Below are 13,934 nucleotides of genomic sequence, written 5' to 3'. Positions count from 1 at the left end.
TTTAATCGAGCAGCGTTCGGAGTTTTTGTGCAAAACCTTCATCCAGAACTGCGACGGCAACTCTTGCATCCTTACCTATCGCATGGCCGAGCATTGACCTGCTTTCGACTCTTTTTAAAGGAACCTGATAAAATGCGCACTTATCAGATATTTTTTTTTCAGTGTTTTTTGAAGCGTCCGCGGATAAAATAACAACTTTGGCATTACCGCTTCTAATCTCTTTAACCACTAATTCTTCACCCGAAATTAGCTTGCGTGCTCGATTGGCCAAACCTAATAGAGACATCCATTGTTGTTGTTGGGTCATGATGTTAGTTTTTCTCCTTATTCACTAATTCAAGCAATTGTTCATAAAGGGAAGAATCGATTTGGGTACTAAGGTGATTAGCCAGCACATTTTTCTTTTTGGCCAGCTCGATAACATCCCGATCAAGAGTCAAATAAGCTCCCCTTCCCGATTTCTTTCCGGTCGGATCAAGGCTGACTTCCCCTTCTTTAGATCGAACGATGCGAATGAGTTCTTTCTTCGGCTTCATTTCGCCTGTAGCCACACATTTACGCATCGGGATTTTTTTTCGGCTATTCATCTTTTTTCACCTCGAATTACTCGTTATCCTCTTCGAAATCTGTTTCCTCTTCAGTAACATAACTATCTCTGCTCAAAAGGAATTCCTGTTCTTCCACAGGATAAATACCAGCTTCGCGGGCTTCCGTTTCACTCTTGATATCAATTTTCCAGCCTGTAAGCTTGGCAGCTAAACGGGCATTTTGTCCACGCTTACCAATTGCAAGGGAAAGTTGATAATCCGGAACGATTACAGTCGTCGCCTTTTCCTCTTCTTTAACAATAACTTCAAGTACTTTTGAAGGGCTTAAAGCATTCGCAACGAAAATGACCGGATTCTCCGACCATTTAACGATATCGATCTTTTCACCTTTCAATTCGTTGACGATGGCTTGAACGCGCTGACCTTTTTGACCTACGCAGGAACCGACAGGATCGACTTCTTCGTTATCGGAATGCACGGAGATTTTTGAACGGTCGCCTGCTTCGCGGGCAACTGACTTAATTTCTACTGTTCCATCAAAAATTTCAGGCACTTCGATTTCGAATAAACGTTTTAAAAGGCCAGGATGTGAACGGGATACAAAAATTTGCGGGCCCTTGGAAGTCTTTTCAACTTTAGTGATGAAAACTTTAATGCGATCGTGAGGTTTATACTGTTCATTCGGCATTTGCTCATTCACCGGGAGCAAAGCTTCGATTTTACCTAGGCTCACATAAATGAATCGGGAATCCTGGCGTTGAACGATGCCAGTCATGATATCCTCTTCACGATCGATGAATTCGGCATAAATGATGCCTCGTTCCGCTTCACGCACCCTTTGAGTAACGACTTGTTTTGCTGTTTGTGCAGCAATACGGCCGAAATCCTTAGGTGTTACTTCCATTTCGACAATATCCTCTAACTGATAGTTGGGATCAATTGCTCTTGCTTCTTCAACAGAAATTTCCAGACGCGAATCGAACACTTCGTCAACAACGTCTTTTCTGGCAAATACACGCATAGTTCCTTTACCAAGATTCAAGTCGATACGTACATTTTGTGCTTGGTTAAAGTTACGGCGATATGCCGATATAAGGGCAGATTCAATCGCGTCGATCAAAACCTCCCTGGAAATTCCTTTTTCGTTTTCTAAAATATAGAGAGCATCCAATAACTCATTGCCCATGGTGATCCCCCTTACGGATATTTAAATTAATGATTTGCTTGACTTAAGAGAAGGTAATCGCCAATCTTGCTTTGGCTACCTTTTCGAATGGTATGACGATCGTTTTCTTTCTTGTCTTGATTCTGACTTCGAGTGTCACTTCTTCACCATCGAAACTGGTTAAGGTTCCTTCGAATTCTTTTTCATCTAAAATGGGCTCGTATGTTTTTATGTAAACATTTTTACCGATAGCATTAAGGAAATCCTTCTCTTTTTTCAGAGGCCTTTCAGCTCCGGGTGATGAAACTTCGAGAAAATAATTTTGTGGAATCGGATCAACCTCATCAAGCTTTTCACTGAGTTTTTCACTCACATTTCCGCAATCATCAATATCTACGCCTGTTTCTTTATCAATGTACACTCGAAGGAACCAGCTTTTACCTTCCTTCACATACTCCACTTCGACTAATTCAAGCTGCAATTCTTCAAGAATTGGTAATGCTAATTCCTCTACGACTTCCGTTACCTTTTTACTCATTTGTTTCCTCCATACGTGCGTTGTATGCGCTTGGTTTCGGATTCAAAATTAAATGGTCAATACAACACGAAAGAGTGGGTTTCCCCACTCTTGCCATTGGTTCCTCTTAGTATTTCCAATAAAAATATACCATAATCATGATTTTTATGCAAATACCATGTCTGTTTCTTCCTTTTTGAAATCAGTTTCCTCTTTAAAATAAAGATAACTGATTTTGTTCAGGCAATGACTCCAGACAGCCTTGTTTATCAAGAAATTCAAGGATGGTCTTCGAAACCTTCCCCCGTTGTTGAAGATCTTCTTTTGAGAGGAATTCACCATTTTTCCGCGCGTTGACGATATTGATCGCCGCATTTGTTCCAAGACCAGGAATTGAATTGAAAGGCGGTATCAAAGTATTCCCTTCAATTAAGAATTGATCTGCACTGGATTTGTACAAGTCCACTTTAGCGAATGCATATCCGCGTTCACACATTTCCAAAGCTAGTTCAAGAACCGTCAATGTATTCTTTTCCTTTGTGGATGCATCCAATCCCTTTACCATGATTTCTTCCATTTTTGATTTGATCGCTTGCGATCCCCGAGTCATCGCGTCGATTTCAAAATCATCGGCACGTACTGTGAAATAGGCAGCATAATACAATAAAGGCAGATGCACTTTAAAATAGGCAATCCGGACAGCCATCAAGACGTAAGCTGCAGCATGGGCTTTCGGGAACATGTATTTAATCTTCTTACATGAATCGATATACCATTCCGGCACCTCATTTTTCCTCATTTCCTCTTCGAATTCCTCCGAGAGCCCTTTCCCTTTACGTACAGATTCCATAATTTTAAACGCTAGGGAAGGATCGAGACCTTGATAAATCAGATAGACCATAATATCATCCCGGCAACCTATAACCTCACTTAGTGTACATATCCGGTTGTGGATCAGTTCCTGTGCATTGCTAAGCCATACATCCGTACCGTGGGAAAGCCCTGAGATCTGAACAAGCTCGGAAAATGTCGTAGGTTTCGTATCTTCAAGCATCTGACGGACAAAACGAGTACCAAATTCCGGGATGCCAAGCGTACCCGTTTTACACATGATCTGTTCTTCGGTAACTCCTAAAGATTCAGTACTGCTGAATATTTTCATTACTTCTGGATCATCGGTAGGAACGGTCTTTGGATCGATGCCACTTAAATCTTGAAGCATCCGGATTACAGTCGGATCATCGTGTCCAAGTATATCAAGTTTCAAAATATTATCGTGAATGGAATGAAAATCAAAGTGAGTTGTTTTCCACTCAGAATTCCTGTCATCCGCAGGGAACTGAATAGGTGTGAAATCATAGATATCCATATAATCCGGTACAACGATGATTCCACCCGGATGCTGTCCTGTCGTCCGTTTCACACCAGTACAACCGGCAACTAGGCGATCAGTCTCGGCTCCACGCATATGGATGTTATTATCAGAGGAATACCCTTTTACATATCCATAAGCCGTTTTTTCCGCGACGGTACCAATCGTTCCGGCACGATATACATATTCTTCACCGAATAAGACCTTCGTATAGTTATGGGCCTTCGGCTGATATTCACCTGAGAAGTTCAAGTCGATATCGGGAACCTTATCCCCTTTAAATCCAAGGAATGTTTCAAACGGGATATCATGCCCGTCTTTAGTATAAGCAATGCCACAATCGGGACAGTCTTTATCGGGCAGGTCAAATCCGGAACCTACAGAACCGTCATTAAAGAATTCGGATTTCTTGCACTCCGGACATACATAATGCGGCGGAAGCGGATTTACCTCTGTAATTTCAGTCATTGTGGCAACGAAAGATGACCCAACCGATCCCCTTGAGCCAACTAGATAACCATCATTCAATGATTTTTTAACAAGCTTGTGTGAAATTAAATAAATAACGGCAAAACCGTGGCCAATGATGCTTTTCAATTCTTTCTCAAGACGGGCTTCCACTATTTCCGGCAGGTTCTCTCCATAAATCTTCCTTGCCATGCCATAACTCATTTCACGCATCTCTTCTTCTGCACCTTCAATTTTAGGCGTGTATAACTCATCCTTGATTGGCTTGATTTCTTCAATCATATCAGCGATTTTATTCGTGTTGGTTACCACGACCTCTTTGGCTTTCTCAGAACCGAGGAAGGAGAATTCCCGTAGCATTTCATCTGTTGTCCGAAAATGTACGTCAGGAAGCTTATGACGATTCAGCGGATTTGCGCCACCTTGTGAATTCACAAGGATTTTACGGTAAATTTTATCATTCGGATCCAAATAATGCACATTTCCCGTGGCTACGACTGGCTTTTCCAATTTTTCACCAAGCTTGACGATATTAGAGATGATCGTTTCTAACGATTTATCATCCCGTACATATTCAAGCTCAATCAAATGCTGATACACTTCCTTCGGATGGATTTCAAGATAATCGTAGAATTCGGCAATATCGACGACTTCCTCAAAACCCTTCTGCATCATCCCTTCAAAAACTTCCCCTTTATCGCATCCCGATCCGACCAAGATTCCTTCACGATACTTTTTAAGTTGTGAGCGTGGTAGTCGGGGCACACGATAGAAATAATCGATGTGTGATATTGAAATTAATTTGAAAAGGTTTTTTAAGCCCGCCTGTGTTTGCGCGATCAACGTACAATGGGAAGGCCGGGAACGTTGATAAGCATTTCCTTTACCCATATTGTCATTAAGTTGATCATGATGGGTAATCTCCTTTTCCATTGCATCCTTCAGCATCTTCAGCATAAGGTAACCTGTAGCTTCGGCATCATAAATGGCCCTATGATGCTGGGTCAAATCAATATCGAACTTTTTACATAAAGTATTTAGCCGGTGATTTTTAAACTCCGGATATAAGAAACGGGCAAGTTCCAATGTATCAAGAACAGGATTGGGAGCTTTAGGATAACCCAAGTTTTTATAACCTATATTCAAAAAGCCCATATCGAAGGCTGCATTGTGGGCAACCAGGATCGCATCGCCCGCCCAGTCCTTGAACTTTTCTAGTACTTCCGAGACTTCTGGAGCATTTTCTACAAGATCATCAGTGATTCCAGTCAATTCTATCGTCGTATTGGATAGTGGGTGATGCGGATTCGCAAATGACTCGAAACGATCAATGATGTCACCGTCACGAATTTTCACTGCGGCAAATTCAATGATCGTATCATAAACGGCTGACAGTCCTGTCGTCTCTACGTCAAACACAACATAGGTGGCATCTGACAGTGCGATATGCGCCTCATTATAAACAATTGGTACACCATCATTTACAAGATTCACTTCTACGCCATAAAGGATTTTGATACCATTCTTTTTCCCGGCACTATAAGCTTCAGGGAATGATTGTGCTCCCGCATGATCTGTAATGGCCACAGCCTTATGCCCCCACTTTGCAGCCTGGGCAACAAGCGCAGAAGTAGGTGTCACTGCATCCATCTGGCTCATTGGGGTATGCATATGCAGTTCGACACGCTTTTCACCTTCTGGAGCCTTATCCTGCCGCCCTTGTTTAGAAATTTCATTTATATCATTTGCGATCATTACCAGGTCACGTACGAATGTATCATTTTGGATGCTGCCTTGGGCACGTACCCACATCCCTTTTTTCACTCGGGCAAGTATGGCAGCATCTTCTTTATCACGCGAAAACATTTTGACCAATATCGAGCTCGTATAATCGGTGACTTTAAAAGTCAGCAGGCTTCGTCCGCTGCGTAACTCACGAACTTCTGCATCAAATACGAAGCCTTCGATGGCAATCCTGCGCTCTTCATCGATAATCTGTTCGATTCTGCGGAAATCCGCATCTTCTTTAATCGTATAGCCAATTTTAACCGGTCCTTCGAAGGCGCCATCGTCGCCGCCTTTTTCCGATTCTTTTTTCTGCATTTCCACTAGGGCAGCAAGTCCCTTTTCTGCGTCTTCCTTTTGTTTCTCTTCTAAGAACTTCTGGTAATCAGGATTCGAAACCGTTTCCTTCACTTCCGCTTCAAGTGTCAGCGGAGGAAAACCGAATGTTTGGTAGATATTCGAAATGATGCCGGAGTATTTTCGTTTCAACTGACCAGCCTCCGTATCATTACGGGCGCTTACGATAAGCTTATATCCATTCACCGTTGGCACTTGTTCATTCAGAAGTGATAACAGTGCTGGAGACATGCCTTCAAGCTCGCCAATGCAATTTTTCCAATACTCCTTCACCAATTGTTCGGTCACTTGCGGATTGGCCACATTCAAGTTGAACGTGACCTTTGCAATATGGGAAAACGTACTTGCTAGATGAGTAGCAAGTCTTGTATGAACACTGCAAGGAATTAATGCAGGTATATTAAAGGCAAAATGCCATGTTTTGGACTCCCTCTCGATTGAGAGTTTATCAATTTCGGCACCTATGAAATAATTCACAAAGGCATCCTCAGTCAAGTCCATTTGCTGGAGCAAGAGTTGAAATCTCTCTCTACCGCTATTTGGATTTTGATCCATTTCCTCTCTCCCCTATCTACTATCTCTTTAGATATTATTCACTATCATCTTCGTTTTGATATCAGAGGCTATTATAACATATCACGAATGTTTCACTAGTATCCAAATCCATGAAAAGGAAAGGCATCATCCAATTGAATGATGCCTAATTCCCCTATTTTATATTATCCCAGTATTTCGAGAAGCTTTTGAGTTAGTTCCGCTCTTTCAATTTCAAGAACCTCACCCGTTTTACGGATTTTCACTTCGACGATTCCGTCGGATGCTTTTTTACCTACAGTCACCCTGACAGGAAGGCCGATCAAGTCAGAGTCTGCGAATTTTACGCCCGCACGTTCTTGACGATCATCCATAAGAACTTCCATGCCTTGTGCCTTTAAATCATTATATAAGTCTTCTGCCAGGGCAGCCTGAGCGTCATCCTTCATATTGATTGGAATCAAATGGACTTGGTATGGCGCTAAATTAGCTGGCCAGACCAATCCTTTTTCATCATTGAATTGTTCAGCAACAGCTGCAAGTGTACGGGAAACACCAATGCCATAACAGCCCATGATCATAGGCTGCGACCGTCCATTCTCATCTAGGAATGTCGCATTCATAGCGTCAGAATATTTAGTTCCTAATTTGAATACGTGGCCTACCTCAATACCTTTGGCAAATTTAATTTTTCCGTTTCCGTCCGGTGATGAGTCACCCTCTTGGATGAAACGAAGATCTATATAATTGGCCACGTTAAAATCACGAGCGGGATTTACGTTCACATAATGGTGGTCTTCCTCATTTGCACCACAAATTCCATTTACCATGGATTCGACGGCAGCATCCGCAATCACTTCCACTTCAGAAGTGACATTGATTGGTCCAAGAGATCCAATTGTACATCCTAAGACTTCTTTCGTCTCATTTGGTTCGACCAAATCAACAATTGAAGCGTTAAAGAAATTCTTCAGCTTGATATCATTTACTTCATGATCTCCTCGTACCAAAACAAGCACATACTTTTCATCCACTTTAAACAATAACGATTTTATTAGTTTCTCTGCATCAGTATTCAAGAATGAAGCAACTTCTTCAATCGATTTTTGACCTGGTGTATGAACTTTTTCAAGTGCAATTTGTTCTTCGGAGCTTTTTTCATATTTCACACTCACCGGTGCCATTTCAATATTAGCTGCATAATCGGAAGTATCCGAATATGCGATGGTATCTTCCCCTATTTCAGACAGGACCATGAATTCATGTGTATCCTTACCACCCATTGCACCCGAATCGGCAATGACGGCACGGAAGTTCAACCCACAACGGCTAAATATATTCGAATATGCCGCATATAAATTTTTATAAACAGCATCCAGGCTTTCTTGAGTAGCATGGAAAGAATAAGCATCCTTCATGATGAACTCACGTCCGCGCAACAATCCGAAACGCGGTCTTTTTTCATCACGGAATTTGGTTTGGATTTGGTAAACCGTTAATGGAAGACGCTTATAAGATTTCACCTCATCGCGAACTAAGCTGGTTATCACTTCTTCATGTGTGGCACCAAGCGCAAATTCACGGTTGTTGCGATCCTTTAGCCGCATCAACTCTGGACCATAGGTATACCAGCGTCCAGATTCCTGCCAGAATTCGGCCTGTTGTAAAGCCGGCATCAACAGTTCTACCGCGCCAGCATTTTCCATCTCTTCCCGAACGATCGCCTCAACCTTTTGAAGCACCTTTTTTCCAAGCGGCATAAAGCTATAAACCCCGCTGGAGTTTTGTCTCATAAATCCTGCACGTAATAGCAGTTGATGACTTTTAATTTCAGCATCTGCAGGCACTTCCCTCAATGTAGGGATCAACGTCATACTTTGTTTCATATCTGCACCTCTTCAATATTTCCTTTAAATTACTTGCAGCTACGGTAAAATTCATACCGCAACATTAATACGGTCATTTCATACAAAAAAGACTTTCCGCGTTATTCAGAAAAGCTAATTTAATATACTCATTCTCGATTATACTTACGATTTCCCTAGAAAACAAACAATTTCCCCAAAACGGTTAAAAAACTAGGAAATCCCTTTAGATAAGAAAACGACCAACAGATAAATCTGCTGGCCTGTTTTGCATTATCCAAACATGTCTTACAGGAAGAATCGCTGGATGTCATTCCATGTAACGACAATCATCAATAACATCAGCAAAGCAAAGCCGATGAAGTGGACCATTCCTTCTTTTTGACGGTCAATTGGTTTCCCTCTTAAGAATTCGACCACAAAGAATAGCAGTCTTCCTCCATCCAATGCCGGTAACGGAAGCAGGTTCATGATTCCCAGGTTAATGCTGAGCAGTCCCGCCCATTTCATTAACGTGAATAAACCTTGTTTCGCTACTTCCTCAGTTGATTTATATATTCCTACAGGGCCAGATAAACTGTCAATCGTAAATCCACCGGTTACGAGGTCACCAAGGATGATGAAGATTTGTTTTGTCCAAAAATACGTTTCTGTAAAACCATATTGTATTGCTTTAATCGGTGCTTTTTCAACCGGAGGATAAACACCGATAATCCCGATTTTCTTCCCTTCCCTCTCCACTTCTTGTGGAACAACCGGAACTTCTAAAGTTTTCCCGTCCCTGTCTACGACAAACTCGATCTCTTGCCCAGGGTTCTTTTGAATGCTTTCCTGAACATCTCCCCAAGTGGAGACTTCCGTCCCTTCTATGGATTGAATGACATCCCCCGATTTTAAACCGGCATTTACTGCCGAACCATCTGGAGTCAACTCACCAAGTTTCGCTTCATCCACCACGACTCCTTGAAACAGGCCTATCAACACAAAAATGACAAAAGCCAAAACAAAATTCATTGCCGGTCCAGCTACAATCGTTAGGAAACGATGCCCAAGCGACTTTGAGGCAAATTGCCGGTCAAACGGAGCAATCTGGTTCTCCACACCATTTTCAACGATCACCGCTTCTTTATGAATGGCAAACGTTTTAAGTGTATCTTCCTCGCCCTCTTCATAACCAGTAAGGATCAGTTTATGATCAAGGTCGATCACTTCAACTTCTACAAGGCGAATATCAGGATATTTATCTTTATTGTTCAAAATGATTTTTGTAACATTCTCTTCATTATCAAACATTAATCCCACTCGATAGCCGGGCTTCAATTCTATATTCTCTGCGTCTTCACCAGCCATGCGCACATACCCGCCAAGAGGAAGCAACCGAATGGTATACACGGTTTCCTTCTTTTTGTATGTGAATACTTTTGGCCCGAAACCGATTGCGAACTCACGGCATAAAATTCCTGCACGCTTTGCAAACACTAAGTGCCCAAGCTCATGGAAAAATACAAGAGCGCCAAAAATGATGATGAACGCTATAATCGTTTCTAAAGTCTGCATGTACCGGTCACCTATCTTTCACTAAAGATTCTATATACTGCCTTGTCATATGATCCACTTCCTGAATCGTTTCTAAATCCGGAAGGGCTATGACGGAATGCTGATTCAGCGCCTTTTCAATTAACGTTTCAATTTCAAGAAAGGTTACCTTTCCAGATAAGAATGCAGAGACTGCGGCTTCATTGGCGGCATTCAACACAGTAGTCATCGTTCCGCCCATTTTACCTGCTTTATAGGCGAATTGCAAACAAGGATATCTGGTGAAATCCATATCGCTAAAATGCAGTTTGCCTGCTTCAGCAAGGTTAAGTCGATTGCGACCTTCTAGCGGAATACGGTCTGGATAAGTAAGTGCATATTGTATCGGCACCCGCATATCCGGTGTCCCCAGTTGTGCTATCACGCTGGAGTCATGAAACTCAACCATGGAATGGATGATGCTCTCCTTATGTAGCAATACATCAATTTTATCGTAGGGAAGATCGAATAGCCAGTGAGCCTCAATTACTTCCAATCCTTTATTCATCATTGATGCTGAATCAATCGTGATTTTAGCTCCCATTGACCAGTTCGGATGGTTCAGAGCCTCTTCCACCGTTACATCCTTCAATTCTTCCCTGGTCCGATCTCGAAAACTGCCTCCTGAAGCAGTAATGACAAGACGTTCTATATTTTTTTCCTTTTCACCTTGCAATGCCTGAAAAATAGCGGAATGCTCACTGTCAACCGGCAGCAATCTGACCCCCGCTTTTTTTGCTTCACTTATGACCAAATGACCTGCAGTCACCAAAGTCTCCTTGTTGGCGATAGCAATATCTTTTTTAGCCTTTATTGCTTGAAGTGTCGGATAAAGACCTACGCTTCCGATGACTGCATTGACCAATATCGTAGCCTGACCATAAACAGCAACAGCAGTCAATCCCTCATCTCCATACATGAACTCGATATCTTTGCTGCTGGAGAATTCACTTTTCAAAACATGATAATCTTCTTCCGTTTGGACTGAAACCAGTTTCGGTTCAAACTCTTGTATATAAGTCCTGACCAATTCTATATTCTTTCCAGCAGAAAGCGCCACGATCTTGAATTGATCTGGATGGGACCTAACTACATCCGCTGTTTGTTGACCAATCGATCCTGTCGCGCCCAAAAGGCTGATATTTTTCAAATTGTTCATCTCCTAATTCATATAACGCTTGCCTATATTTATATTATAAAACATGCAATAAATGCAAAATCGGTAAAATGAATATCACGCTATCAAGCCTGTCCAAAATTCCACCATGTCCCGGGAGAAGCTTCCCTGAATCCTTAACGCCATAATGACGTTTATACGCCGATTGGACGAGATCACCCAATTGGCCGAATACACCAATGATTAATGAAATCAATAATAATTGTAATAACGTGTAGTCAAGGCTAGAGAAGGCGTAAAATAGAACACCCACTACCATCGCGGAAATTAACCCGCCAATAAATCCTTCCACCGTTTTGTTTGGACTTATTTCTGGCCATAGCTTTCTTTTACCAAATGATTTACCTATGAAGTAAGCTCCGGAATCGGTTGCCCAGATCGTAAATAGGGTAAGCAGGATATAGATCAGCCCCAACCCCAAAGAGTCACGTGTTTCAAATAGGTAGTAGAACCCTATCCCCAAGTATAGGATTGAAATCACTAGAAAGCCTGCGTCATCAAAAGTAAAACGGTTTTTTGAAACGACTGTATAAAGCAACAGCAGCAAAACCCCGATTAAGAAGACTTGAACTTTATCGTAATTTATTTCTGCTAAAAAAGCGGTATGCTCATTAGGCAATAAAAGCACCCACAATAATATGTGAGAAAGAAATGCTTCAAAAGATAGTACACGTAACTTTTTCATTTTCATCAGTTCATACAAACCAATTGACCCTAACAGATAAACCGTCAGTAAAAAGGGAGTGCCCCCTAAAATGACTAGTGGAATGAAGATAGCGGCAACTACGACCGCCGTAATAATTCGTTGTTTCATTATTCCATTTTCCTCGCCTTCTACATTAAACGCCACCGAATCTTCGTGAACGCTTTTGATACTCCTCAACTGCCTGCAATAAATGCTCTTCACTAAAATCCGGCCATAGCACCTCAGTAAACCACAGCTCAGTATAAGCCGCTTGCCATAGCATGAAATTACTTAATCGGATTTCACCGCTTGTACGGATCAGTAAATCAGGATCCGACAAATGTTTGGTCATCAGGTAACTGGATAGCATTTCCTCAGTTACCTTTTCCTTTATTATACCATTCTTAGCATCTTGAATGATGCTATTCACTGCAGATACAATCTCCCCACGGCTTCCATAGTTCAGGGCAAAATTCAGAATCATCCCATCATTGTCTTTCGTGTCTTCCATCGCCCGTATAACGGCACTTTGAGTATGTGACGGAATGAGTGACAAGTCCCCAATCGTTTCAACTCTTACATTTTCGGAAATGAGCTCAGGTAAAAATGTCCCAAGGAATTCCTGGGGAAGCTTCATCAAAAAGTCGACTTCACTTTTCGGACGTTTCCAATTTTCAGTGGAAAACGCATAGACTGTCAAAGTTTTGACACCTAATTTATTGGCAACTTTCGTAATTCTACGAACGGTTTTCATTCCTTCATGATGACCCGCCACACGTGGCAATGCACGCTTTTTGGCCCAACGGCCGTTCCCATCCATAATGATGGCGATATGCTGAGGAACATCAAACTGTTTAATATGCTGAATCCTATTTGTTACATCGGAAGAAGCATCTTTTTTAACGAAACGCTTCCAAAGTGAATACATATGTTAGTCCCCCATCAGGTTGTACTTATCTCTCTACAAAGGCAAAGTTATCGTGCACTATGTATATCAAGCTTTCTGCCGCTTAAAAAGAATCTATATTATAATATCAAAAAAAAACTGGTTCTCAAATTATTATTATGAAAATTATTTCTTCATTAGAAGCTAGAAAGGGAGAAATCATTACTTCTTTTTTTTAAAACCGGTTATGATTACCTTGAAAAATGCAAAAAAAGGACCACCTCCAACGTTTGCATGCAACATACTAACTCAAGGAGTAATCATTATCGGAGAAACCTTATTATAACAGTTTTCTCCTTTAAGCACACCTATATGTTAGAACCAAGACATGACCCAGTATGGATTCGGCCCTCTTTATTTAATCAATTCTTCATTGAAAATTATACTTCCAAAATTTCTTTTTCTTTATCTTTTGTAATTTCATCGATTTTCGTGATATTTCCATCTGTCATCTTTTGGATGTCATCAGCATAGCCACGTAAATCATCTTCAGTGATTTCACCACTTTTTTCAAGCTTTTTCAAATCATCATTAGCATCGCGACGCACATTGCGGACAGCTATTTTCGCTTCTTCCGCTTCTTTTTTCACAACTTTCACAAGCTCTTTTCTGCGCTCTTCAGTTAACGCCGGGATGGCTATCCTGATGATCGATCCATCATTAGAAGGATTTAAGCCTAAGTCTGATTTCAAAATCGCCTTTTCGATTTCACCCAATACCGTTTTATCATATGGTTGAATTACTAATAGTCTAGCTTCAGGGACAGAAATACCAGCCACCTGATTAACTGGAGTCGGCGAACCATAATAATCAATCGAGATTCTATCAAGCAATGAGGCGTTTGCCCTTCCGGCACGGATGCTTGCTAATTCACGTGTGTACGCTCCAATGGCTTTTTCCATTTTCGTTTTCGCATTCGAAATAACTTGTTTCGGCATCT

At 41.5% G+C, this 13,934-nt stretch carries 11 protein-coding genes; all 11 read right to left on the bottom strand.

What is annotated here, in order from left to right:
- Position 1: 1 nt before the first annotated feature.
- Complete coding sequence (locus tag NYE63_RS08985; RefSeq protein WP_061144653.1) at positions 2-307, bottom strand: YlxQ family RNA-binding protein; 306 nt, start codon at positions 305-307, stop codon at positions 2-4.
- Between the two features lie 4 nt (positions 308-311).
- Positions 312-587, bottom strand: a complete 276-nt coding sequence (locus NYE63_RS08980; protein ID WP_061462443.1) for a YlxR family protein — start codon at positions 585-587, stop codon at positions 312-314.
- 16 nt (positions 588-603) lie between these two features.
- On the bottom strand, positions 604-1,734 hold the full coding sequence (gene nusA / locus NYE63_RS08975; RefSeq protein WP_076366463.1) for a transcription termination factor NusA: 1,131 nt from the start codon (positions 1,732-1,734) through the stop codon (positions 604-606).
- Between the two features lie 43 nt (positions 1,735-1,777).
- The gene (rimP, locus tag NYE63_RS08970) at positions 1,778-2,251 is read right to left on the bottom strand and encodes a ribosome maturation factor RimP (RefSeq protein ID WP_342604858.1); all 474 of its coding nucleotides are present in this window, start codon (positions 2,249-2,251) and stop codon (positions 1,778-1,780) included.
- A 193-nt stretch (positions 2,252-2,444) separates the two neighbouring features.
- Complete coding sequence (locus NYE63_RS08965) at positions 2,445-6,767, bottom strand: PolC-type DNA polymerase III (RefSeq protein WP_342604857.1); 4,323 nt, start codon at positions 6,765-6,767, stop codon at positions 2,445-2,447.
- A gap of 164 nt (positions 6,768-6,931) precedes the next feature.
- Complete coding sequence (locus NYE63_RS08960; protein ID WP_342604856.1) at positions 6,932-8,632, bottom strand: proline--tRNA ligase; 1,701 nt, start codon at positions 8,630-8,632, stop codon at positions 6,932-6,934.
- Between the two features lie 267 nt (positions 8,633-8,899).
- On the bottom strand, positions 8,900-10,168 hold the full coding sequence (rseP, locus tag NYE63_RS08955; RefSeq protein WP_063231839.1) for an RIP metalloprotease RseP: 1,269 nt from the start codon (positions 10,166-10,168) through the stop codon (positions 8,900-8,902).
- Positions 10,169-10,175: 7 nt separating this feature from the next.
- Positions 10,176-11,336 carry a 1-deoxy-D-xylulose-5-phosphate reductoisomerase gene (gene dxr, locus NYE63_RS08950; RefSeq protein ID WP_342604855.1) on the bottom strand — a complete coding sequence of 387 codons (1,161 nt, stop codon included), beginning with the start codon at positions 11,334-11,336 and terminating at the stop codon, positions 10,176-10,178.
- Positions 11,337-11,379: 43 nt separating this feature from the next.
- Complete coding sequence (locus NYE63_RS08945; protein ID WP_342604854.1) at positions 11,380-12,177, bottom strand: phosphatidate cytidylyltransferase; 798 nt, start codon at positions 12,175-12,177, stop codon at positions 11,380-11,382.
- 25 nt (positions 12,178-12,202) lie between these two features.
- The gene (locus tag NYE63_RS08940; protein ID WP_342604853.1) at positions 12,203-12,976 is read right to left on the bottom strand and encodes an isoprenyl transferase; all 774 of its coding nucleotides are present in this window, start codon (positions 12,974-12,976) and stop codon (positions 12,203-12,205) included.
- 398 nt (positions 12,977-13,374) lie between these two features.
- Positions 13,375-13,932 carry a ribosome recycling factor gene (frr, locus tag NYE63_RS08935; RefSeq protein ID WP_034313637.1) on the bottom strand — a complete coding sequence of 186 codons (558 nt, stop codon included), beginning with the start codon at positions 13,930-13,932 and terminating at the stop codon, positions 13,375-13,377.
- Positions 13,933-13,934 lie beyond the last annotated feature (2 nt).

The sequence above is a fragment of the Peribacillus sp. FSL E2-0159 genome (assembly GCF_038643155.1).
GTDB classification, from domain to species: Bacteria; Bacillota; Bacilli; order Bacillales; family DSM-1321; genus Peribacillus; species Peribacillus simplex.
The sequence above is the reverse complement of the archived record's forward strand: the minus strand, read 5'-3'. Positions and strand labels throughout refer to the sequence as shown.

What these genes read in the sequence shown, in the direction of transcription:
- frr (WP_034313637.1), bottom strand. Translation starts at nt 13,932, where the DNA reads ATGCCGAAACAAGTTATTTCGAATGCGAAAACGAAAATGGAAAAAGCC.
- nusA (WP_076366463.1), bottom strand. Translation starts at nt 1,734, where the DNA reads ATGGGCAATGAGTTATTGGATGCTCTCTATATTTTAGAAAACGAAAAA.
- NYE63_RS08940 (WP_342604853.1), bottom strand. Translation starts at nt 12,976, where the DNA reads ATGTATTCACTTTGGAAGCGTTTCGTTAAAAAAGATGCTTCTTCCGAT.
- NYE63_RS08965 (WP_342604857.1), bottom strand. Translation starts at nt 6,767, where the DNA reads ATGGATCAAAATCCAAATAGCGGTAGAGAGAGATTTCAACTCTTGCTC.
- NYE63_RS08980 (WP_061462443.1), bottom strand. Translation starts at nt 587, where the DNA reads ATGAATAGCCGAAAAAAAATCCCGATGCGTAAATGTGTGGCTACAGGC.
- rimP (WP_342604858.1), bottom strand. Translation starts at nt 2,251, where the DNA reads ATGAGTAAAAAGGTAACGGAAGTCGTAGAGGAATTAGCATTACCAATT.
- rseP (WP_063231839.1), bottom strand. Translation starts at nt 10,168, where the DNA reads ATGCAGACTTTAGAAACGATTATAGCGTTCATCATCATTTTTGGCGCT.
- NYE63_RS08985 (WP_061144653.1), bottom strand. Translation starts at nt 307, where the DNA reads ATGACCCAACAACAACAATGGATGTCTCTATTAGGTTTGGCCAATCGA.
- NYE63_RS08945 (WP_342604854.1), bottom strand. Translation starts at nt 12,177, where the DNA reads ATGAAACAACGAATTATTACGGCGGTCGTAGTTGCCGCTATCTTCATT.
- NYE63_RS08960 (WP_342604856.1), bottom strand. Translation starts at nt 8,632, where the DNA reads ATGAAACAAAGTATGACGTTGATCCCTACATTGAGGGAAGTGCCTGCA.